Source organism: Clostridium pacaense (assembly GCF_020709765.2).
Taxonomy (GTDB): domain Bacteria; phylum Bacillota; class Clostridia; order Lachnospirales; family Lachnospiraceae; genus Enterocloster; species Enterocloster hominis.
The window spans coordinates 27136-49787 of record NZ_JAJFEB020000017.1 but is presented as its reverse complement, the minus strand read 5'-3'; the positions used below and the strand labels follow the sequence as shown (position 1 = coordinate 49787).

Here is a 22652-nt window from a genome sequence, read left to right as displayed (position 1 = left end):
GCCGCCGCCGCATAAACCACACCTGAATGAAAGGAGCATTCCATGGATAAAAAAAGAGTTTCCATACCCGTCTTATTATTTGCCGTAATCTGCACAGCCCTATGTACCGTAATAGCATCACGATGGTATTTCATGAACCAGCATGGGGATAGGTACAAAACCCAGCTGGCAGGAACGGTTGTCTCCAATGATGGCAGCCAATTGACCATAAAAGGCCAGGTAACCAATCCCAAAGGGCGGAATGGTACGTATGCAGTTAAATATCATTCCGGTTTGACCGTGTATGATGCAGCCAGAAATGAAATAGCGTTTTCTGATTTACAGCCAGGCAGCCCCATATCCGTTTACTATCAATGGAACATTCCTAAATATGTATCGCCACGCACGGAATTTAATGAGTTATTAGCCCTGGAAGAAAGCCAGGAAATACCGGGCGTATTGGCCATTGCCCTTCTTGAGGATGGCGAATCGGGTAAATCACTTGACTTTTTCGAGCCGGGTCTTACCACGCCCTGATTGGAAGCTTACCGCTTTTCACTTTGTCAGGTCATAGCTTTCCCCTATCATCCGCTTGACGTCCTTATCCGGCACGGTCCCATCCATTACCACGGTATTCCAATGCTTTTTATTCAGATGATAGCCGGGACGCACGCCTTCGTATGTCTTGCGCCAGAATTCAATCCATTCCGGGGAGCATTTCAGATTAATGCATACTTCCTGGTTCCTGGCGTATATCCAGGCAAAGACCTTTTTATTGTTCCGGTGGCGTATGACTGCCCACTCATGGTCGCGGAAGGGATAGTCCTCGTAGACATCCTTGTAGGTCAGGCAGTATTTAATTAAATCCTGTTTTGTCTTCATGTAATTCCGTCCTTCCCTTTTCTTTACATGGTTTTATCATTATACCAGATTTTTACCCATAAAGCCATCCAACTCCATAAGAAAGGCATGCCGGCCCCTGATTTTAATACCGGGCGGCATGCCTTTGCTTTCCTGTCAGTACCAGCGGACCATGGGCAGTTCATTGTTCACGCCCTTGCTCACCAGGATCTGGTGCAGGTCAATCACCCCGTTGTGGAAGGTGGCTGCGCAGGAACACAGATACAGATCCCACATGCGGACAAATTCCCCGTCAAACATTTCCCTGACCTCATCCTCATGTTCCTTAAAGTTCTTCTCCCAGCAGAGCAATGTCCTGTTGTAATGGTTCCTCAGGTTTTCCACGTCCAGCACATGGAAATCATGGTCCGCCATCAGGGATATGATTTCCCTTAAGCTGGGGATGACGCCTCCGGGAAAAATATATTTTTTTATCCATGGGTCCCCTGCATGCTCCTTCTGGCTGCTGATATAATGCAAAAGGAAGACTCCGCGCGGTTTCAGCACCTTATCCATGCAATCCATGAACCTGCCGTAATTCTCCCTGCCCACATGCTCCAGCATGCCCACGCTGACAATACGGTCAAACTTCATGCCGGATTCCGGCAGGTCCCTGTAATCCATCAGTTTTACACTGACAAGCTCCTTTAGCCCTTCCTCTTCTATCCTCTTTGTAAACCCCTCGTACTGCTCACGGCTCAGGGTGATTCCGGTCCCCCTTACCCCATATTCCTTTGCGGCCCTGATTAACAGGAAGCCCCAGCCGCAGCCCACATCCAGAAGGTCCATCCCTTTCTCCAGGGCCAGCTTCTTTAATATATAATCCGTCTTATTGACCTGGGCCTCGTAAAGGGTGTCTCTATCCGTCTTAAAGTAACCGCAGGAATAATTCATGGTTTCATCCAGCCACAGGCGGTAGAAATCATTTCCAATATCATAATGGGAGGAAACCTCCATCTGCTGGTTCTTCCTGGAATTGGAAGGATGAAGCAGCTTTTTCAGCCGGGTCTGGTTAACGGAAAACCGGTCCATCTGTCCAAGGAAGTGGTCCAGGGCCTCGTACAGATTCCCCTCCACGTCCAGCCTTCCCTTCATGTACGCTTCCCCAAGGGCCAGGGAAGTACTGTCTGTCAGTTCCTTTACAGGAATGCTTTCCTTGATATTCACTGCAAAGATTGGATTGCCATGCCCAATCCGGTCCTCATGTCCCTCCCACCTTACCAGAAAGGGATAATCCGTAAAGCGGTTCAAAAAATGCACCATTGCTTTTTCTTCTAACATACTGGTATCACACATCCTCTCCGCCAGCCCATTTTCCTGCCTTTTTGCAGCCTGGTCCGGCATATGTCTTCTTCCAGTATTATCCCCTTTTGGAAACAGTTTATACAGGAATGCCCCTGGCGGGCATCTCTGCACACCAGGGGCATCTTTAAAACAATTCACTATTCAGGATTAGTCATTACCGTATAAAGTAACCAGCTTCTCTAAGTAAGCGTAACGCTCCTTAGCCTCAGCCTCGTTACGTGCGAACAGCTCAGCTGCCCTCTCAGGATTCTTCATGGCCAGGGACATGTAACGTACCTCACCCTTTAAGAAGTCCTGATAGGTCTCCAGCTTAGGAGCCTTGGAATCCAGGGAGAACTTCTTCTCAGCAGCAGGATTGTAACGGAAGTTATTCCAGTAACCGCACTCTACAGCCAGCTTCTCCTCTGTCTGGGCCTTGTCCATGCCCTTCTTGATACCATGGTTGATACATGGAGCGTAAGCAATGATCAGGGATGGTCCCGGATAAGCCTCTGCCTCGGCAATTGCCTTAACAGTCTGGGCCATATCAGCACCCATACAGATCTGTGCCACGTATACGTAACCATAGCTCATTGCGATACTTGCAAGGTCTTTCTTCTTAACGTCCTTACCACCGGCAGCGAACTGTGCAACAGCACCTGTCTTGGTAGCCTTGGAAGACTGACCGCCTGTGTTGGAGTAAACCTCGGTATCATATACCATGATGTTGATATCCTTGCCGGATGCCAGAACGTGGTCCACGCCGCCGAAGCCGATATCGTAAGCCCATCCGTCACCGCCGAATACCCACTGGGACTTCTTAGCCAGGAAATCTTTATTCTTAACAATGTCCCTGCAGATGTCGCAGTCAACGCCATCCAGGGCAGCAACCAGCTTATCGGTAGCAGTCCCGTTCAGTGCGCCGACGCCGAATGTATCAAGCCATTCCTTGCAGGCTGCCTTCATCTCTTCCGTAGCCTTCTCATTGGCCATGACGCTCTCAACCTTGGCCTTTAAGCCGTCCCTGATAGCGTTCTGTGCCAGCAGCATACCATAACCGAACTCAGCGTTATCCTCGAACAGGGAGTTGTCCCATGCAGGTCCCTGGCCCTTGGCATTCACGGTGTATGGTGTGGATGGTGAGGAGTTGCCCCAGATGGATGAGCATCCGGTTGCGTTGGCAATGTACATCCTGTCACCAAACAGCTGTGTGATCAGTTTTGCATAAGGTGTCTCACCGCATCCTGCGCAGGCGCCTGAGAATTCAAGCAGAGGCTGCTTGAACTGGCTGCCCTTAACAGTGGTTTCCTTAAACTTGGCAAGAACCTCTTCCTTAACCGGCAGTGCCTGACCGAAGTCAAAGATAGCCTGCTCGCCAAGGTTAGCCTCAAGGCCTTCCATAACAAGGGCCTTGTTGCCCTTCATGCCTGGGCATACATTTGCACAGGAACCGCATCCGGTACAATCCAGGGCGGAAACAGTGATGGCAAACTTGTAGCCTGGCATACCTGTCATATCTTTTACCTTCATGTCTGCAGGTGCCTTGGCAGCCTCGTCAGCAGTCATTGCAACCGGACGGATTACAGCATGAGGACATACATATGCACAGAAGTTACACTGGATACAGTTGTCAGGATTCCATACAGGAACCTTAACAGCAATACCGCGCTTCTCGTATGCGGATGAACCGGATGGCGTGGAACCATCAACGTAATCAGAGAAAGCAGATACTGGCAGGGAGTTACCTTCCTGAGCGCTTACCTTGGTCTGGATATTGTTAACAAAGTCAACTACATCCTTTCTTCCCTCGGTTACAACAGCGTAGTCAAGGCCTTCGTCCTCACAGTTCTTCCAGCTGTCCGGAACCTCTACCTTGTGCATGCCCTTAGCGCCTGCATCGATGGCAGCCCAGTTCTTCATGACAACGTCCTCGCCCTTACGTCCGTAGGTTGCCTTTGCAGCAGCCTTCATCAGCTCGTTGGCCTTCTCAGCAGGAATGATACCGGTCAGCTCAAAGAATGCGGACTGAAGGATGGTATTGATACGTGTCGGGCCCATGCCGGTCTCGATACCAATCTTAACACCGTCGATGGTGTAGAAGTTGATGTTGTGGTCAGCAATGTACTTCTTAACCTGGCCTGGCAGATGCTTCTCAAGTCCTTCCATATCCCATGGGCAGTTCAGAAGGAATGTGCCGCCGTCAACCAGCTCCTGAACCATGTTGTACTTACGTACATATGCAGGATTGTGGCAGGCAACGAAGTTAGCTGTACGGATCAGGTAAGTTGACTTAATCGGGCTGTGTCCGAAACGCAGGTGGGACATGGTAACGCCGCCTGACTTCTTGGAGTCATAGTCAAAGTATGCCTGTGCATACATGTCTGTGTTGTCACCAATGATCTTGATGGAGTTCTTGTTGGCACCAACCGTACCGTCAGCGCCCAGACCCCAGAACTTACAGTTGGTTGTTCCCTCCGGTGTGGTAACGAGAGGAGCACCGACTTCCAGGGACAGGTTGGTAACATCATCCACGATACCTACGGTAAACGGGGACTTTGTCGTGTTCTCATATACAGCAACAATCTGTGCCGGTGTCGTATCCTTGGAACCAAGGCCGTAACGTCCGGTCAATACCTTAACCTGGTCAAACTTGCTTCCCTTCAGGGCTGCAACAACATCCAGGTACAGAGGCTCACCAACGGAACCTGGCTCTTTGGTCCTGTCTAATACGGAGATAACCTTAACGGTATCAGGAATCGCATCGATTAAAGCCTGTGCGTTGAATGGCCTGTACAGACGTACCTTGACAACGCCAACCTTCTGGCCCTGTTTTACCATGTAATCCAGGGTCTCCTCGATTGTATCGTTAACAGAACCCATTGCAACGATTACGTGCTCAGCATCCGGAGCGCCGTAGTAGTTGAACAGCTTATAGTCGGTACCGATCTTGGCATTAACCTTGTCCATGTACTCCTGTACGATTGCAGGAAGTGCATCGTAATATGGGTTGCATGCCTCCCTTGCCTGGAAGAAGATGTCAGGGTTCTGGGCAGATCCCCTCTCGCAGGGATGGTTTGGATTCAGTGCATTCTTACGGAATGCATCAACAGCGTCCATGTCAACCATTTCCTTCAGGTCATCGTAATCCCAGGTCTCAATCTTCTGGATCTCATGGGAGGTACGGAAACCGTCAAAGAAGTTGATGAACGGAACCTTGCCCTTGATGGATGCCATATGTGCAACAACAGTCAGGTCCATGACTTCCTGGACGCTGGACTCACACAGCATGGCGCATCCTGTCTGACGGCATGCGTAAACATCGGAGTGGTCACCGAAAATAGATAATGCGTGGCTTGCAAGTGCACGTGCAGATACGTTGAACACACCTGGCAGCTGCTCACCGGCAATTTTGTAAAGGTTTGGAATCATCAGTAACAGACCCTGTGACGCTGTGTAGGTGGTAGTCAGCGCACCTGCTGCCAGAGAACCGTGAACAGCACCTGCTGCACCTGCCTCAGACTGCATCTCTGTAATCTGCACTTCACGACCGAAGATATTGGTTCTTCCGTCTGTTGCCCACTCATCCGTGGCTTCAGCCATAGGTGAAGATGGGGTAATCGGATAGATAGCCGCTACATCAGTAAATGCATATGAAGCATGTGCTGCTGCATGGTTACCATCCATGGTTTTCATTTTTCTTGCCATTTTGATTTCCTCCTACAAATAGTGAATATGTATATGTAATGGTATACATGTGAGTCCGCCTCCGGGGCATGAAGCCCTATGCAGACTGACCTGTCTACTATTATAGCAATTATTTAACAAATTGCAAATGCTTAATCGCAATTACTCCAAAAAATACAATGTAATTCATTAAAAAAATATAAACTCTCACAATAAAAGAGGGGCTGCTTTTCACAGTCCCTCCTGATATGGCCATCATCAATTTTCTGATTGTCATCCCATCAATTCTGGTTCAGCGGCGCAATCACAGGATTGCCTCCTCCCGGTCCGTCCGAAGCACCTGGGTCAGTTCCCGGCCCCGGAGCCTGGGTTCCCGGTGCCGAAGGCGCTGTGGGCGCCGTTGTGGCGCTTGGCACGGTAGGTGTGATGCCAGGTCCGCTTTCCTGGGTGGAACCCTCCGGTGACGATATGGTCGGGTCACTGCCCGGAACATAGCCCTCCGGCATCCCGTCCACGGTCGGGATTGGTGTTTCATCCGGAACCGTGGTCTCCTCCGGCGCCAGGACAACGCCTGATGTGTTGCGCAGGATTACAGGCGCATGGCCCTTGTAGGTGGTTTTGTGGTCCAGTTCCCTGGATACTTCCACGCCGTCCTTATAGATGACCTTGTAGGTCTCCCACCTGCTGCCCTTGGTACCCGCACTCTTTGGTACCTCCACTCCCGGCTGGAGTGTCTGGTCTTCCTGATAGGTCGGTGCAGGCGGGTCCAGTTCTTCCACCTTCTTGGATTCCAGGTCCAGCTTCATCCCTTCCTCCATGATTGGGATTCCGTAAATGGAAACCGTCATCTTCTGGTCCGCGTAGCTGGCCTTGATGCCGATGGATGTGCTGGAGGTATTTTTAAAGCGGAAATCCGGCTGTTCCCAGCTCACGGTCGCATCCTGTCCCGGTGTGATATAGTTCGGCTCAAAGGTGTGGGAACGCCTGAAGGAAATGCTCTCCTCCCCCAGTCCTGACCGGTATACCGCATTATAGAGGGTGGTGGATACCTGGCATACGCCGCCTCCGATTTCCTGGACCACTTCCCCGTTATTGTAAGCAGCCGCACCCTTATAGCCTTTTGCCTCTGTCCTCTGTCCCACTGCCTGGTTAAAGGAGAATTCCTCCCCCGGGTGGACCACGGTGCCGTTTAAGGCCTCGGATGCCAGCCGGATGTTGGTATTACGGTCCTTGTTGGCAGTTGTCTTGGTGGTAAAGGTGCTGATGGTCTTATACTTTTCCTTGGCAGCGGAAGCCGTGATATCAGGAGCGGTCTCGCTTCCCGTTGCCTTAATCTGCGCGTCAAAGTTTTTATCCTTCAGGGCCTTGACGATATCCCCGGCAAGCTTATCCTGGTCAATGGCAAAGCCATTCTCCTCACCCTTGAATACAAATTCTCCCTTTTCCTTATCATAAGAATCGATGGATCCGTTCTTTGCCTTCTTATCCCATCTGGAAGCGCACGCAGCAGCCTCTTTTGCAGCGGCCTCTTCCATCCCATCCATGTTGAGGGTATAGCTTTCTTCCGGATCCCCGCTGTAGATATCGTCTAACAGCGCGTCTACTTTTTCAGCCACAAGGTCGGTCACCGGATAGGAATCATCCCCGTATGTAACCGTCATGCCCCAGGAATACTCCTTCAAAATAGCGTTCCTGGCCTGGTTTTTGGACATACCGGTTATGGTTATCCCATCCACCTTAACCTCTTTCACCATCTCTGGTTCCGAGGTTTCCGTGACCTGCGTCTCATCCGGTTCCCCAAGGCTGCCCTTTGCCTTAATCACAAGGGCAATGCATGTGATAAGCACCAGGAGGATGATTCCGATGACTGCTATCTTCTTATAATCAGGCCCCTTCTTCCTTCTGTGGGTACTGTTACGCCTGGCAGTATGGGCCGCGTTCATCCTTCCGGCCTGTCCTGAATGGTAGGAGGATGAACCCCGGGAACCTCCGCCCCCGGAACTGCTGCGCCCGGAACTTCTGTTGGAATAGTTTCCATTGCCTCTATTATTGGTAACCTTGCCGCGGCTTCTGCCTGCAGAAGGGTTTCTACGTTCACGGTTATTCTCTAATTGATTCATTTTCTTCACCCATCATTTCATCTAGCATATTATTCACAGATTGTAGTATAACATACTTTATGTAAAATGGAACCGTCTTTTTTGTTTTTTTCCAGCCAATTTTACTTATTATGAAATTCATGTTACTATATATAAAGTAAGTATTAGGAAGTTATTAAAAATTGGTTACATCTGGAGGTTTTACCATGGATTACGTGGATTTACATGTTCACTCAAACGCGTCTGACGGCACCTGTACCCCGGCCGAAGTGGTGGGGCTTGCCGCGCAGGCAGACTTACGGGCCATTGCACTGACGGACCACGATACGACGGCCGGGATTCCCGAAGCCCTTCTGGCCGGGGCTGCCTGCGGTGTGGAAGTCATCCCGGGCATCGAGGTATCCAGTTCCTATAAGGGCCATGAGATCCATATCCTGGGACTTTTCGTCACGGCCGGCAACCCTGCCCTGGAAGCTGTCTTAAAGCAGTTCCGGCTGCGCAGGGACCAGAGGAATGAGGAAATGTTCCGGCGCTTTGCCGATGACGGCATCACCTTTACACCGGAAGAACTTAACGGCGGCAATCCGGATACCGTCATAACAAGGGCCCACGTTGCAAGGGCACTTCTCTCCAAAGGAATGGGCCCCACCCTGGACCAGATATTCAGAAAATATCTTCAGTACGACGGCCCATACTGCCCGCCAAAGACATATGTGGCGCCGGATGAAGTACTGGATACCCTCTTATCCAGTGGCGCCTTCCCTGCCCTGGCCCACCCCTTCCAGTATAAGCTGGGTGACAAGGGGACCATGGAACTGGTCGGATACCTGACATCCCTTGGCATGAAAGGGCTGGAGGTCTACCACTCCTCCAACAACCGTCTGGAAAGCATGAAGCTTCAGGAAATGGCGGCTGCCTGCCACCTGCTTCCCACTGGCGGTTCCGACTTCCATGGCAGCAATAAACCGGATATTTCCATTGGCCGCGGCCGCGGAGGACTGAGAGTATCCTCCCTGCTGTTAGAAGATATAAAAAAAGCATTGTAATCCCTTATTTTTTATTGAAAATTGTAATTGTTTTGGGGTCTGAATTTTGATATAATCATATATGTTAAAAGATTAACCAGACTTTTCCAGATTTGGAAAAGGACTACTAACAGGAGGAATTGCCGTGAAGATTCAGAACATTACTGATGTAGAAAAGTTTTTTGAAGTAGTAGACCAGTGCAAGGGAACGGTTGAGCTGGTATCACCGGAAGGCGACCGCATTAACCTGAAATCCAAGTTGGCCCAGTATCTGTCAATGGCTACCATCTTCTCCAATGGATATATCAAAGAATTAGACCTGATTGCGCACGAGAAGGAAGACATCGAACGTTTAATTAAATACATGTACCAGGGAGAATAAGTGATATAAGAAACAGGAAACCAGCCCGTGACTGACAGTCAGTCATGGGCTGGTTTTTTGTTTCTTATGGCATCCCTGCCTTTCATGTCTTTCCTGATATCCCCACTATTTGACGGACTGGTCTTCCGGCCCTGCTCCGGCCTCCCCGGCAGACGCCTGGGTCACAGGCCCTGCTTTTACAGCCTTGCCCTTTGACCGTCTTGTCCGGGCCGCCTTATCCCCGCCGGTCCTGCTTCTGCTTCCCGGCTTCGGCCTGTTAAGCCGTCCGTTCACCTCATCCCTTAAAAGGGCATAAAGCACGGAGCAGAGAGGGATGAATATGAGCATGCCGACGATTCCCATCATGCTGCCGCCCAGCGTCACCGCCACCAGCACCCAGATGGAGGGAAGCCCCACGGAATTACCTACCACATAGGGGTAAATCAGGTTCCCCTCAATCTGTTGGAGCACAAAGAAGATGATGGTAAAAATAAGCGCATCCATGGGCTCCACCATCAGCATCAGGAACACGCCCACCCCCAGCCCGATGAACGCACCGAATATGGGAATCAGGGCCGTAAACGCAATCAGCACCCCGATTAACAGGGCATAGGGAAGACGTCCCAGGGTAAGTACCACAAAGAACATGGTTCCAAGGATGACCGCCTCCACACACTGGCCTGTAAGGAAATTTGAGAATGTCCGCTCAGTAAGGGATGCAATCTCCACAATGCGCCCTGTCACGGACTCAGGAAGGAAGGCCGACAGCAGTTTCCTCATCTGCCGTCCCAAGGTCTCCTTCTGAAGCAGGATATAGATGGCAAAGATGAAACCAATCAGGAACGAGGATACACCGCTGACAATGGATACCGCTGCCGAGAATGTATTGTTAAGCATGGTGCCTGCCCCTGTTTTCAGGAATCCCATCATGTCCTGGAACACCTGCTGCCAGTCCACCTCTACATGGTTGACGTAATCCAGTATCTGCGGAAAACTGGCAAAGAGCTGTTCCATCTCATCCTTCAGCCCTGCAAAAAACAGGGGGACGCTGGACTGAAGGGTCAGGAATGTCTTAAGCAGCTGCGGTGTGACCACAAAGGTAACAAGGAACAGGATGCCGGATACCAGCAGGATTGTGACAACCAGGCTGACCGGCCGCCTTAACCTGCTGTTTTCCCGGAACATGACCAGGTGGCGTTCAATGTTGCGCATGGGTACGTTTAAGATAAATGCAATGGCCGCGCCCAGAATAAAGGGCCACGCCATGTGGAACAGCGCTGCCGCCACCTCCAAAAGCCGTCTGTAATTAATCCCTGCAACCACCACAATGACCGTAAACAGGATCAGTCCCCTGAGTTTTTTAATTGTCTCCTGATTTAATTCCATAATACCATCCTTTATGATTTTGTCTCTTCCTGAAACACATCCGCAATTGACTGTCTGGATGCCCGGAAGGTTCCCTGGGCCATCAGGCTGCTGCCTCCGCCCCTTCCATGAAGTTTCCCATTCATGTCCTTACTGAGGGTCCGCATATCCATGGAGCTGCTTCCCAGGGCATACTGATACTCCCCTTCTGTCCCATTGCCTGAACACACCATTACCACACTGCCCTTTTTCTGCTCATAAAGCAGGGTGGACAACCGGCGTATCTGCACCATGTTAAGCCCCTCCTCAAAAATGGCCAGGGGACTGCTGCTTTCCGGATACTGTCCTGCCCTCAGCTCCAACAGCTGACCGTACAGGCGGCCGATCTCAATCTCCCTGTCCTGGCAGTCATTTTTCAGTTTTTCAACCGCCTCAGGCACCAGATGCAGTTTGGCGGACAGCAGGTTGGACAGCCGTATCCCATCCTTCAGCCGCTCCCTGTAATCCAGAAGCGCCCTGCGGCCGCACAGCATGGATATGCGGACCCCGCCTTTATAGCGGATCATGCCTCTTATCTTAATGATACCCACTTCTCCGGTATTTTCTACATGTGTCCCGCAGCAGGCGCAGACATCCCCGCCGGGAATCTCTATGATCCTTACCTGTCCGCTCAGTTCCTTCTTGCTCCTGTAATCAATGGATGGAAGTTCCTCTTTGGAGGGATAAAGCGTATGTACCGGCACATTGTCATAAACCACCTGGTTGGCCGCATCCTCCAGTCCGTCCAGTTCTTCCGCTGTCATGATGCCGTTAAAATCCACGGTCACCTCCCCGGCACCCATGTGGAATCCCACATTATCATATCCGTAACGCCTATGCACCAGGCCGGACAGGATATGCTCCCCTGTGTGCTGCTGCATATTGTCATAGCGTTTCTGCCAGTCAATGACCCCCTCTGCCAATGTTCCCGGCTCAAGGGGGGATGCCAGCTCATGGAGGATTTCCTCCCCCTGTTCATGGACAGATAGTACCGGCACCTGGTTCAGTGTCCCTGTATCAGAGGGCTGTCCTCCTCCCTCAGGATAAAACCCGGTCTGGTTGAGTACGGCCAGCCAGGTTCCCTTACCGCTTGCTTCACAGCGCTCCACCGTACACATGAAAGATTTCACATAGGGAGTCTGGTAATATAATCTGCTCTTGTCCATTTCCTTCAACGCCTCATTTCTTCAATGCTTCCATGATTATACTATAGATTGACAGGATGTACCATTTAAAATTTTATAAAAATATTTTCAAAACCAGGAAACATGAGCAAGCAGGGGGTCATATGATAAAGTGTAATTAAACTTTATATGGAGGAACTAACATGAGTGATGTAGCAGCAACAAACTGCGGTTGTGACTGTGGATGTGGATGTGGAACAGGAGGCAGCGGGTGCAATATCATCTGGCTTATCCTGATTCTGTGCTGCTGTGGCGGAGGCGGCGGATGCTTCGACCACAATAACTGCGGCGGCGGTTGTGGATGCGGATGCGGAGGCGGAAGCGGATGTGACTTTATCTGGATCATCCTGCTTCTGTGCTGCTGTGGCGGCGGTGGCGGCTTCTGCTGCTAATGCCTGTCTCTGAGAATCCTTCACCAAAGATTTAAAAACGGGGAGTGGTTTTGCCACTCCCTGTTTTTTATTCATTTAACAGGGTCCGTGCCTGGGGATGGGCTGCCTGACGCGGCGCTTCCACGGTTTTTCCCACCATACCCCTTCCTTCCCTGCCTTCTCCTGACACACTCATCATCTATTTCATACACTGCATTCCCTTCAATTACTAAACGGTTATACATGGATTTCACTCTCCTTCCATATTAATAATATATGCAGTGTCCAGGCTTTGGCGCATTCATGCTTAAATATATGGAATTGTTTGCCAATCATCTGCATAAGCTTAAAGCAAAGAAAGAAAAAGGCCGGTGGAAAGATATGAACCCATCTGATGACTATAAACTTACTGATCTGGATTATCTCATAGGGGACCACCACCTGCAGATGATAAAAGCCGCCCTCCCGTACCTGGGGGTGTCTGCGCAGAAGACCATATCCCTCTTTGTCAAAGCACAGGAGCTGAGAAAGACCGTGGAACTTTTTGAGACAGAAGAAGTGGCTTCCATGGGCATATGTTCCCTGGAAAGTTCCGAGCGGACCGGTTCTGTCCGGGACCTGCTGCAGGCTGTCCGTCCCTACGGCAACCCCATGGAGCAGGATATGATTGACATGGCCCAGACACTGATGGAAGGCCAGACCCCCATGGAACAGCTTCGCAGGTTCCTTACCCCGGAACAGCAGTCCCGTTTCGAAACCATGGAAATGATAATGACCGCCATGCAGGCCATGTCCTGACAACTTATTCATTCAGAAAGGATACATATTTATGGATACTAACTGGAAACAGGATCCCAGACTAAAGGCCATGAGCAAAGAAAAGCTGGATCTGCTGACAGAATTTGCCGAGCGCATTGAACACACAAACAAAAACAACCTGATGGAGGCATTCATGTCCATCAATATGGAAGCCAGACAAAAAGGAATCCAGTTCAATGATAAGGAGACCGCCCTCCTGGTCACTATCTTAAGCTCCAGCATGCCGCCTGCGGAAAAGAAAAAACTGGATATGCTGAAAATGATGTCAAAAAAACTGGCAGGGCCGCGCTGACACAGCGCCCCCTGCCTTCCAAAGCATGTTCCGGACTAAAACCATCCCCAGACCAAAACTATCTCCGGACCAAAACTATCCCCGGACCAAAACTATCTGAGACTTTCCAGATTTCCTGCAATCACGATCCTTGTCTGCCCGGTTGCCGACTGCACCAGTTCCTTTGCCCTGGCCTCCGGCAGACGGATACAGCCTGCGGATCCATTGTCCGCTGACGCAGTAAAGCAGTGGAGGAAAATAGCCGATCCCTTCCCAGGCACACAGTCCTGGTTATAATCCAGGGCAAGGGCATAGTCATAATACGGCGATGCCGCCGCCAGGTTCTCCGCTGAATTCCATGTCCTGGGGGTTGTGGACGTATTGACCAGCTTATTGTAATAAGCGCTGGCGGAATCATCCACCCAGTAATCCCCTTTCACAATCTTATGATATGGCAGGACACTGCCCGGATCATCCTTCAGGCCAAATGCCATGGTGAATCCATAGGTGCCCGCAGGAGTCCTGCCATCCCCTTCCGCTTTTTCAGAGGTAATTCCTCCCCTTCCCACGATGGAAGCTTCCTTCCACACCAGGTTCCAGGTATCATCCCCCTTTTTATAATAGTAGGTATCCGCGTTGCAGCCGCCTGTCCCGACCACCACGATCAGCTGGTCCGCGCCCTCGGCCCCTGTCAGGTTGTGGGGCTGTATCACGCCGTCCACCACCGCAGGCCCTGGTGTAATCCCTGGTTCAAGGGCAGCGCCCATGCCGGATACACCCGGTCCCTTCTCTTCTGCCTGCAGGCGGTATCCCGCCGTACCGCGCAGACCTGCCTTCGCCGTACCCAGGCCCGGCTGTGCCGCCCATCCGGTCACTGCCAGGGCCGCCATGATACCTGCCGCCAGGGCCGTCGCTGCCATCCATCCATGTTGTCTCATATGTAGTCACCTCTGCCTTATTTTACTTCCATCATTATAACCCGCACCCGCCCGTATGGGTATTTCTTTTTTCTTACAATTATCAGAAAAAGCGCACAGCCTGCAGGACTGATGCGCTTTTCCCCTGATATGGAGCTTATTTACAAACAATGTTGATAATCTTGCCGGGAACGTAAATCTCTTTTACAATGCTGCCGGACATCTTATCCCTGACAGCTTCCCTGCCCGCTGCCAGGGCATCTTCCTTGGAAATGTCGGCAGCCACATTGATGATGGCACGTGTCTTTCCGTTTACCTGCACAGCCACTTCAATCTCATCATCCTTCATGGCTTCCTCATCGCACTCCGGCCACTGGGAATGGAACACGCTGTCCGTGCCGCCCAGCTGCTGCCACAGTTCCTCGCCGATATGGGGTGCGAATGGTGCCAGGAGGGTAACGAAGGTCCTTAAGGTCTCTTTATCAATGCCGCCCTCTTTCTTAGCCAGGTCAATCAGCTTATTGTTATATTCCATGAAACCGGAAATAACCGTATTCAGGCTGAACTGGTTAAAGCGGTACTCGATATCGTATACCAGTTTGTGGCGCAGCTTGATCATTTCCTTAGATGCCTGGATGTCCTTGTCCTTGTTATCCATCACAAGGTTCCAGAAACGGTTAAGGAACCTGGAAACGCCTTCAATGCCGCGGTCATCCCACTCCGCATCCAGTTCCGGCGGTCCCACGAACAGCTCGTAGAGGCGGAGTGAATCGCATCCGTAATCCCTTACCAGATCGTCCGGGGATACCACATTACCCTTGGACTTACTCATCTTGATACCGTTCTTACCGGTAATCATGCCCTGGTTGAACAGTTTCTTGAAAGGCTCATCAAAATCAATTGCCCCGATGTCGCACAGGAACTTTGTATAGAAACGTGAATATAAAAGGTGGAGCACCGCATGCTCTACGCCGCCGATATACATATCAACCGGAAGATACTTGTCCGCCTTTTCCCTGGAAACCAGTTCCTCGCTGTTGTGGCTGTCCACGTAGCGCAGGAAATACCAGGAGGAACCCGCCCACTGGGGCATGGTGTTAGTCTCGCGCTTCGCGGGAGCGCCGCAGGCAGGACATGTGGTATTGACCCACTCGTCAATTCCGGCCAGAGGTGACTCACCGGTTCCGGTGGGCTGGTAACTCTCCACATCAGGAAGCCTTAAGGGAAGCTCTTCCTCCGGGACCGGGACACAGCCGCACTTGGGGCAATGGATGATCGGTATCGGCTCTCCCCAATATCTCTGGCGGGAGAATACCCAGTCACGGAGCTTGTAATTGACCATCTTATGGCCAAAGCCCTTCTCCTCAATCATGTGGGGCGCTTCCTTCTTAAGCACGGAAGATTCCATGCCGTTCCAGTCCCCGGAATTAATCATGATACCGCTTGCCTCAGTATAGGCCTCGGTCATGTCCTCAATCTCAACGCCGTCCTTTGCAATGACCTGTACAATGGGAAGGCCGAACTTCTTAGCAAACTCAAAGTCCCTGTCATCATGGGCAGGCACGCACATGATGGCGCCCGTGCCGTAATCAGCCAGCACATAGTCAGACAGCCAGATAGGCGTCTTCTGCCCGTTTAACGGGTTGATGGCGTAACTGCCCGTGAATACGCCTGTCTTTTCCTTTGCCTGCATACGGTCAACATTGGAACGCATGGAGGAATCAAAGATATACTTCTCAACCTCTTCCCTTGTATCGTCCGTGGCCAGGCTCTTAGCCAGCTCATGCTCAGGCGCAAGCACCATGAAGGTGGCGCCGTAAAGGGTGTCAGGCCTAGTGGTGTACACGGTGATTTTCTCATCGCGTCCATCAACCGGGAAATCCACCTCAGCGCCATAGGACTTGCCAATCCAGTCTGTCTGCATTTTCTTAACCTTCTCAGGCCAGTCCAGCTTATCCAGGTCATTTAACAGGCGCTCGGCATAGGCTGTGATCTTCAACATCCACTGGCGCAGGTTCTTCTTGGTCACAGTGGTGCCGCAGCGCTCGCAGCAGCCGTTTACCACTTCCTCATTGGCCAGTCCTGTCTTACAGGAAGGACACCAGTTAATGGGGAACTCCTTCTCATATGCCAGGCCCTTTTTGAACATCTGGACGAAAATCCACTGGGTCCATTTGTAGAATTCCGGATCCGTGGTATTCACTTCCATGTCCCAGTCATAGATGGCTGCAATCTGCTTGATCTGCTTCTTTATATTGGAAATGTTGGCCTCCGTGGACTTGGCAGGATGGACGCCCATCTTGATTGCATAGTTCTCAGCAGGCAGGCCGAAGGCATCCCATCCCATTGGATGGATGACATATTTGCCCTTTAACAGCTGGTATCTGCTCCATACATCGGAGATGACATACCCCCTCCAGTGGCCCACATGCAGGCCGCTGCCTGAAGGATATGGGAACATATCCAGACAATAATACTTTTCTTTTTTGCCATCATTGACATTGATGGGCTTCTCTTCCCAGTTCTCCCGCCACTTTTTCTCTATGGCGCTGTGATTGTACTGTGTTGCCATGATTTCATTCCTCCATTGGTTATTCAAGGTTCCTATGAAATAAAAAAGCCCTGCGCCTCTACTGCTAGAGACGTGGGGCTTAAATCCTCACGCGGTACCACTCTGGTTCATGCTCATGCATGCACTTATTCCTCTTATAACGGTAAGGTCTCCGGCCTGCCCTACTGACCCTGACCCCCGTGTGTCCGGCAGTCTTATGTTGGGGCAAGCTACTCCAGGGCCAGTTCAATAACCTTTTGTCACCCGCTCGCACCATCCGCCGGCTCTCTGTATCCATCCAGTTACCTACTACTCCCTATCAGCGTATTTACACTGATTCTTAATTTAGCATATTTCCGAAACAGTGTCAACCATTACCGGTGAAAAAACTGCCTGGACGTCATCCCGGACCATGCCGCCTTATAGGCTGTCTTGGCATGCCTGGCTTCCCTGGAACGCCGGATTGGCCTGGCTGCCCTGGCCCATTTGGCCGGAGTCTCATATCTGGACGGCTGGGCCGGGCCTCCAATCCGGGCTTCCTCCGTAAAAAAAACGCAAAGTCCGTCCAAATCCCTGACCCATCCCTTTTCAAACCAGCCATACTGGGTTCCGTCAAACCCATACACTGCGTCCCCGTGTATGTAGGCCGCGGGACTGCCGTCAAACAGATAGATGTGTTCCCCGTCCCTGTCAATATAGGCTGCCGGCACGCCTGTTCTTTCATATAATGTCATGTACCCGTTCTCCCTGTATCTATTTTCCGGTTCCATCCCTTCCAGATATCATATATCCATAAAGGGAATGGGTATATTATACTACTTCACCGTATCTGGTTCAATCCTTGTCTTACAGGGAATGAAGAAATTTATCAATTTTCCTGCTTCAACAGACGGAAAATAATACGGCTTGGAAAGAAGCATAAAGCGGGGTCAATGTTTCATAATAACCAACCTGTCCGTCCTTATACCCATGCTTATAGTTCCATATAAAATAATCCATGTTGGTTACAGTACCAAAGTAATCTCCCATGACCAGAAACAGGAATACGCACCTGCAGTCCCCATTCAGGGTATTGTCTCTTAATCAGGATACTGTCCCCTGTCAGCAGTGCCACAAATACGATATAATGTTCACGTTCCATTGCATGGTCAGCCGTGATATAAAAATCATTTTCAATTCTTTCTACATTTAACTTCTCATTCCCATCGGCTTTCTGCGGCTGTAATGCTTTCATTTTTTTACCGCAGCAGGATATGTCGGTTTCCGTCATTGCAGTAACCATATTTCCGCAATTAGGACACATATAAAAGTGCATTTTCTTCATGTTACCTCCCAGTATCTCGTTAGCGTCCAATTCGCCGGATAGCAGTTTTTCCAAATCAACATTAAGGATTTTTGATAATTCGGGCAGCAGTGATAATTCCGGACAGCCTAGTCCCCTTTCCCACTTACTGACCGCCTTATCACTTATGTTCATCTGATTGGCTAATTGTAACTGTGTCATACGGTTTTCTTTTCTTAGCTGGTAAATTAATTTTCCAATTTTCACATTATCCATTTTTCTCTCTCCTTGTCCATAATTATAAAACTAAAAAACTCATTTACAATAAACGCTCCGTTGAGTTCAAACCATCTTCTGTCCATGGAAGGCGGACGGTAAGATGTAATATATGCTTTTTGCCGTCATCATCATTCTTAGTTTTGTATTTTTGAGATGTCCGTATTGCAGAGGAAATCTTAACATAACTCTAACACTGCCTCCTATTGCATTTCCGTTTGTCCCTATGTTAAGCTTTAATTGACGTATGCCCTTGATACATAAGTTGTACCAGGCATATCGGACAAAATAACGGACGACAGGAGGTAACTTATTGAATCAGAAGTTAAAAGAAAAAATCACAGAATCCTTATCATCTGTGCTGCCCGTTACCTGTATCGTATTGATTCTTGGGATTACGATTGCACCTATTCCGCTGGATCCGCTGATGCTGTTCCTGGCTGGCGCGGCCTTCCTGATCATAGGTATGGGATTTTTCACCCTTGGTGTGGATATGGCCATGATGCCCATCGGTGAAAAGGTAGGGGCGCAGCTGGCACGGGCAAAGCGCCTTCCAATCATCATCACGGCATGTATCATCATCGGCGCAGTGGTGACGGTAGCGGAACCGGACCTTCAGGTCCTTGCAGGACAGACACCCGCCGTACCTGACATGGTTCTTATACTGGCAGTAGCTGCAGGCGTCGGGTTTTTCCTGGCCCTTGCGTTCCTTCGCTCCCTCTTCGGCTGGAGCCTTTCCCATATCCTTATGGTCTGCTACATCATCCTGTTTATCATGGCTTTTTACATTCCAGGTGACTTCCTCGCAGTGGCATTTGATTCCGGCGGCGTTACCACCGGTCCCATCACGGTCCCCTTCATCATGGCCCTTGGAATGGGGCTTTCTTCCATTGGCCAAGGCAAAAACCAGGACAGTGACAGCTTCGGGCTGGTGGCCCTGTGTTCCATCGGCCCTATCCTCTCCGTGATGATACTTGGACTTGTGTACCAATCCTCTTCCGGTACATATGAACCCATGTCCATTCCCTCCATCAGTAACTCCCAGGACCTGTGGCTGGCATTCCAGCACGAACTGCCGGAGTATGCCCTGGAGGTATTTACGGCCCTTTTCCCCATTCTTGCATTCTATATCCTGTTTCAGATTTTCTTTTTGAAAATGCGCCGCAGGCAGGTGGTGAAAATCCTGGTGGGCATGCTGTACTCCTACATCGGCCTGACCCTGTTCCTCACAGGCGTCAACGTAGGCTTCATGCCCGCGGGAAGCTATCTTGGTAAGCAGCTGGCCTCCCTTCCTTACCGGTGGATCCTTGTTCCCGTGGCAATGCTGATCGGCTACTTCATTGTAAAAGCCGAGCCAGCCGTCCAGGTGCTTAACAAGCAGGTGGCTGACATGACCGGAGGCACCATATCAGAGGCAGCCATGATGAAAGGTCTTTCCGTGGGCATGGCCCTGTCCCTGGGATTTTCACTGTTCAGGGTACTTACCGGCCTTCCCCTTTTAAGCCTGCTCCTTCCAGGTTACGCGATTGCCCTGGGACTGTCCTTCATTGTCCCTCCGGTCTTCACCTCCATTGCCTTCGACTCAGGCGGTGTTGCCTCCGGCCCCATGACGGCCACATTCCTTTTGCCCTTTGCCATGGGGGCATGCGAGGCGCTGGGCGGTGACATTTTAAAAGACGCCTTCGGTATTGTGGCCATGGTAGCCATGACCCCTCTTATCATCATACAGCTTATCGGCCTGTCCTATGAGTTTAAGACGCGGAGGGAAAAGAGCAGCGCACAGCTGTCCTTTATTGATATGGGCAGTGAATTTATTGAACTAGAGAAGGAGGACCCCTATGAATCCTAACCATATAAAATGGATGGCCGCCATCGTAGACCGCGGCAAAGGCAACCGGGCCGCTGCCATTTTCCAGGAACATGACCATTCAATCCTCTTGATTGCCAGGGGCCACGGAACAGCCAGCTCCGCCATCATGGACTGTCTTGGTCTGGATGAACCGGAAAAAGACCTGGTCCTGGGTATTGCATCCGCCCCGGACTCCCATCATCTGATGGACGCCCTGAAAAATGAATTGGAATTCCATAAACCAGGCCACGGGATTGCATTTTCCATTCCGCTTTCAGGAATCAGCATTGCGGCTTTGGGCCGCCTGAAGAATCGGGATGCGCGCCAGCATCCCCACCACACTGCCAGTTCCAAGGAGGATACCCCTATGTCAGATCATAAAAACTACGAATTGATAGCAACTGTCATCCATACCGACCTGTCCATCCCTGTGATGGAAGCTGCCCGGAAGGCAGGATGCCACGGCGGCACCCTTGTGAAGGCGCGTGAAATCGGCTCCGATGAGGAAAAGAAGATTTTCGGCCTGACCCTTTCCCAAGAAAAAGCCATCCTCCTGATCCTCACCCCATCCATGCAGAAGCAGCCTATCCTAAGGGCTATCTGCGAAACCGTGCTGCGGGAAACCGGCGAACATGCGGTTGCATTCTCCCTTCCAGTGGATGAGGTAGAAGGAATCAGCGGATAAAATCATAAGGCCTCTTCCAGGTCGGAAAAAATCCAGAGTGTTTCTTTTGGGCTGCCGGAATAAGTGCTGAAATTCAAAACCCTCAGCTTTAACCGGCACCCGTCCTTTTTCTCATATATGAGTTCAGGTATGTCTTCTCCATCCAGCAATTGTTCCAGGTACGTGTAATCACAAAACTGTTTGAAATCAGGGATGTACCCGGTTTTCACCATGCGGCCGGCATAAAGCATAAGGGCCTTGCTGAACCGTCCGTTGGACTCTTCCAGCATTTCCTTAAAATAAGTTGGAATGAAAATCTGGCGCAGCGTATCTGTTTCCAGATTGACAAAATATACTCCCTTAAATGCAGGCGCCAGGACCCGCATGAACCGCTCGGCATCCCTTTTTTCAGCTATGATCCGCTCCACCTTCCTGTCTAATATCCTTTGCTGGCGTTCTCCCCCTTTTGAGGAATAATATTCTTCTTTGTTTTTCTGCATATCTGCTTCAGCTGTCTGGATGATTTCATTGATATCCAGATTGGATTCCCTCCAATCCAGACCTACGGAAAGTGAGTATTCTGCCTCCCCGGCCTCCCTGCATACATCCTTTGTCCTTCGGACCATTTCATGATATGTAATGTTTTTACAAAGCACCACAAACTCATCCCCGCCGATCCTGAAAACCTCATCCGGCCTAAAATGCCGCAGCAGGATACCGGCAACCGTTTTCAGCATGGTATCACCTGCCTCATGTCCCAGATGGTTGTTCAGTTCATGAAGTCCGTTAACATCCACGTAAATGCAGGTCAGGGATGCGGCCTCCGTGTCAACCAAAGCCTGCACTGCCTTTGTATAGCTGTTCCTGTTCTGAAGTCCGGTGAGTGCATCCAAAAGGGCTTCCTTACTTAAAATCTTATTGGCCGCCTCAATCTGCCGGTACTGCCTGTTGATGGTCATCTCATCCATTTTGGCCTGAATCCTGGAATTGTACAGGCTTGTATTAATCACAATTGCCGCCAGGGACAGGAACAGGCTGTTCATAAGATTGTTATAACCGTGATTCAGTCCTGCCGGATCAGGGAAATATGGCAGCAGCAGATTCAGCAGCAGGAAATTCACAAGGAACAGCAGGGCTGTCTTCCACGGCTTCATCATGGACATTATGGCCATGATTAATATCACATAATTATAAACCGTCAGCCCGTTCCCACCCAGCTGGTCATTAAGGGTAACGGCAAGTCCCCAGAAACTGAAGAATACCATGTACCCATGCTCTATCCTGAAATAACAGCGGTGGCTGTCCTTTTCCCTGCCGGCCCACGCCTGCCCGGCCATCACACAGGCGGTTGCCAGGATGAGCACCAGATACAGCAGGAAATAGGCGGTCCGCCGGGGTTTCACAAATGGTCCGCCGGGCCGCAGGGATATGGAGATAAGCATGATCAGCTCATATATTATTATGAAAAGATGGAAATAAAAATTCCTGCCCGCCACACTGACGTGAAGAGAGGCAATGATTTCATCAAAATCCCGGGTTCCGGAACCCATGCCCAGAACCCCCTTTAATCGGCTCCACATTAATATCATACTCCTTCAGTCATCGATTACAGGAACCATATATGGATTTCCTGCCATTAAAGTATATCATACCTTATATTCCTGTTTCTGGGAACCTGTTTCCACATTCATCCTCTTCCATTTTTCAGGAAATACATTATAATTATTAATAT

19 protein-coding genes and 1 other annotated feature are annotated in these 22652 nt (G+C 50.4%); of the genes, 8 read left to right on the top strand and 11 right to left on the bottom strand.

Annotation, left to right across the window (positions count from 1 at the left end):
• Nucleotides 1-42: 42 nt before the first annotated feature.
• Nucleotides 43-516, top strand: a complete 474-nt coding sequence (locus LK536_RS51435; protein WP_227796779.1) for a hypothetical protein — start codon at nucleotides 43-45, stop codon at nucleotides 514-516.
• A gap of 18 nt (nucleotides 517-534) precedes the next feature.
• On the opposite strand, the gene LK536_RS51430 is transcribed toward LK536_RS51435, so the two are convergent.
• The 4 genes from LK536_RS51430 to LK536_RS51415 all read right to left on the bottom strand — a co-directional run bounded on the left by LK536_RS51430 (nucleotide 535) and on the right by LK536_RS51415 (nucleotide 7967).
• Nucleotides 535-861: an MmcQ/YjbR family DNA-binding protein gene (locus LK536_RS51430; RefSeq protein WP_227796780.1), complete on the bottom strand. Its 327-nt coding sequence runs from the start codon at nucleotides 859-861 to the stop codon at nucleotides 535-537.
• Nucleotides 862-996: 135 nt separating this feature from the next.
• Nucleotides 997-2160: a class I SAM-dependent methyltransferase gene (locus LK536_RS51425; protein WP_474913353.1), complete on the bottom strand. Its 1164-nt coding sequence runs from the start codon at nucleotides 2158-2160 to the stop codon at nucleotides 997-999.
• A 171-nt stretch (nucleotides 2161-2331) separates the two neighbouring features.
• Entirely contained in the window at nucleotides 2332-5868 is a 3537-nt protein-coding gene (gene nifJ / locus LK536_RS51420) for a pyruvate:ferredoxin (flavodoxin) oxidoreductase (RefSeq protein WP_008716618.1), read from the bottom strand.
• Between the two features lie 260 nt (nucleotides 5869-6128).
• Nucleotides 6129-7967, bottom strand: coding sequence for a VanW family protein (locus LK536_RS51415; protein ID WP_227796781.1), 1839 nt, complete (start codon nucleotides 7965-7967; stop codon nucleotides 6129-6131).
• Nucleotides 7968-8152: 185 nt separating this feature from the next.
• Between LK536_RS51415 and LK536_RS51410 the strand changes: the two genes are divergently transcribed.
• Both LK536_RS51410 and LK536_RS51405 read left to right on the top strand, forming a co-directional pair.
• On the top strand, nucleotides 8153-8992 hold the full coding sequence (locus LK536_RS51410) for a PHP domain-containing protein (protein ID WP_227796782.1): 840 nt from the start codon (nucleotides 8153-8155) through the stop codon (nucleotides 8990-8992).
• 124 nt (nucleotides 8993-9116) lie between these two features.
• Nucleotides 9117-9353 carry a hypothetical protein gene (locus tag LK536_RS51405; RefSeq protein WP_007858574.1) on the top strand — a complete coding sequence of 79 codons (237 nt, stop codon included), beginning with the start codon at nucleotides 9117-9119 and terminating at the stop codon, nucleotides 9351-9353.
• Nucleotides 9354-9458: 105 nt separating this feature from the next.
• Here the strand turns inward: LK536_RS51405 and LK536_RS51400 are convergent, their stop codons facing one another.
• Both LK536_RS51400 and LK536_RS51395 read right to left on the bottom strand, forming a co-directional pair.
• The gene (locus LK536_RS51400; protein ID WP_227796783.1) at nucleotides 9459-10718 is read right to left on the bottom strand and encodes an AI-2E family transporter; all 1260 of its coding nucleotides are present in this window, start codon (nucleotides 10716-10718) and stop codon (nucleotides 9459-9461) included.
• A gap of 11 nt (nucleotides 10719-10729) precedes the next feature.
• The gene (locus LK536_RS51395) at nucleotides 10730-11902 is read right to left on the bottom strand and encodes an alanyl-tRNA editing protein (protein WP_227796784.1); all 1173 of its coding nucleotides are present in this window, start codon (nucleotides 11900-11902) and stop codon (nucleotides 10730-10732) included.
• Between the two features lie 161 nt (nucleotides 11903-12063).
• Between LK536_RS51395 and LK536_RS51390 the strand changes: the two genes are divergently transcribed.
• The 3 genes from LK536_RS51390 (at nucleotide 12064) to LK536_RS51380 (ending at nucleotide 13402) form a co-directional block, all read left to right on the top strand.
• The gene (locus LK536_RS51390) at nucleotides 12064-12312 is read left to right on the top strand and encodes a hypothetical protein (protein ID WP_025487051.1); all 249 of its coding nucleotides are present in this window, start codon (nucleotides 12064-12066) and stop codon (nucleotides 12310-12312) included.
• Nucleotides 12313-12594: 282 nt separating this feature from the next.
• Nucleotides 12595-13089, top strand: coding sequence for a hypothetical protein (locus tag LK536_RS51385; protein ID WP_506092211.1), 495 nt, complete (start codon nucleotides 12595-12597; stop codon nucleotides 13087-13089).
• 31 nt (nucleotides 13090-13120) lie between these two features.
• Complete coding sequence (locus tag LK536_RS51380) at nucleotides 13121-13402, top strand: hypothetical protein (protein WP_227796785.1); 282 nt, start codon at nucleotides 13121-13123, stop codon at nucleotides 13400-13402.
• Between the two features lie 92 nt (nucleotides 13403-13494).
• Here LK536_RS51380 and LK536_RS51375 read toward each other — a convergent pair whose 3' ends face one another.
• The 4 genes from LK536_RS51375 to LK536_RS51360 all read right to left on the bottom strand — a co-directional run bounded on the left by LK536_RS51375 (nucleotide 13495) and on the right by LK536_RS51360 (nucleotide 18407).
• On the bottom strand, nucleotides 13495-14319 hold the full coding sequence (locus tag LK536_RS51375) for a L,D-transpeptidase family protein (RefSeq protein WP_227796786.1): 825 nt from the start codon (nucleotides 14317-14319) through the stop codon (nucleotides 13495-13497).
• 136 nt (nucleotides 14320-14455) lie between these two features.
• Nucleotides 14456-16870, bottom strand: a complete 2415-nt coding sequence (leuS, locus tag LK536_RS51370) for a leucine--tRNA ligase (RefSeq protein ID WP_227796787.1) — start codon at nucleotides 16868-16870, stop codon at nucleotides 14456-14458.
• Between the two features lie 63 nt (nucleotides 16871-16933).
• Nucleotides 16934-17181 (bottom strand) — a binding site (T-box leader).
• Between the two features lie 42 nt (nucleotides 17182-17223).
• A complete protein-coding gene (locus tag LK536_RS51365; protein WP_120058120.1) occupies nucleotides 17224-17583 on the bottom strand; it encodes a 4-fold beta flower protein in 360 nt (119 codons plus the stop codon).
• A gap of 239 nt (nucleotides 17584-17822) precedes the next feature.
• Nucleotides 17823-18407 carry a helix-turn-helix domain-containing protein gene (locus tag LK536_RS51360; protein WP_227796788.1) on the bottom strand — a complete coding sequence of 195 codons (585 nt, stop codon included), beginning with the start codon at nucleotides 18405-18407 and terminating at the stop codon, nucleotides 17823-17825.
• 313 nt (nucleotides 18408-18720) lie between these two features.
• Here LK536_RS51360 and LK536_RS51355 point away from each other — a divergent pair, with 313 nt between their 5' ends.
• Both LK536_RS51355 and LK536_RS51350 read left to right on the top strand, forming a co-directional pair.
• Nucleotides 18721-20256, top strand: a complete 1536-nt coding sequence (locus tag LK536_RS51355; protein ID WP_227796789.1) for a DUF1538 domain-containing protein — start codon at nucleotides 18721-18723, stop codon at nucleotides 20254-20256.
• Nucleotides 20246-20941 (top strand): hypothetical protein, encoded by a 696-nt coding sequence (locus LK536_RS51350; RefSeq protein WP_227796790.1) that lies wholly within the window; start codon nucleotides 20246-20248, stop codon nucleotides 20939-20941. Before LK536_RS51355 ends, LK536_RS51350 begins: the two co-directional genes overlap by 11 nt.
• Nucleotides 20942-20943: 2 nt before the next feature.
• Here LK536_RS51350 and LK536_RS51345 read toward each other — a convergent pair whose 3' ends face one another.
• Nucleotides 20944-22500 (bottom strand): sensor domain-containing diguanylate cyclase, encoded by a 1557-nt coding sequence (locus tag LK536_RS51345; RefSeq protein WP_227796791.1) that lies wholly within the window; start codon nucleotides 22498-22500, stop codon nucleotides 20944-20946.
• Nucleotides 22501-22652 lie beyond the last annotated feature (152 nt).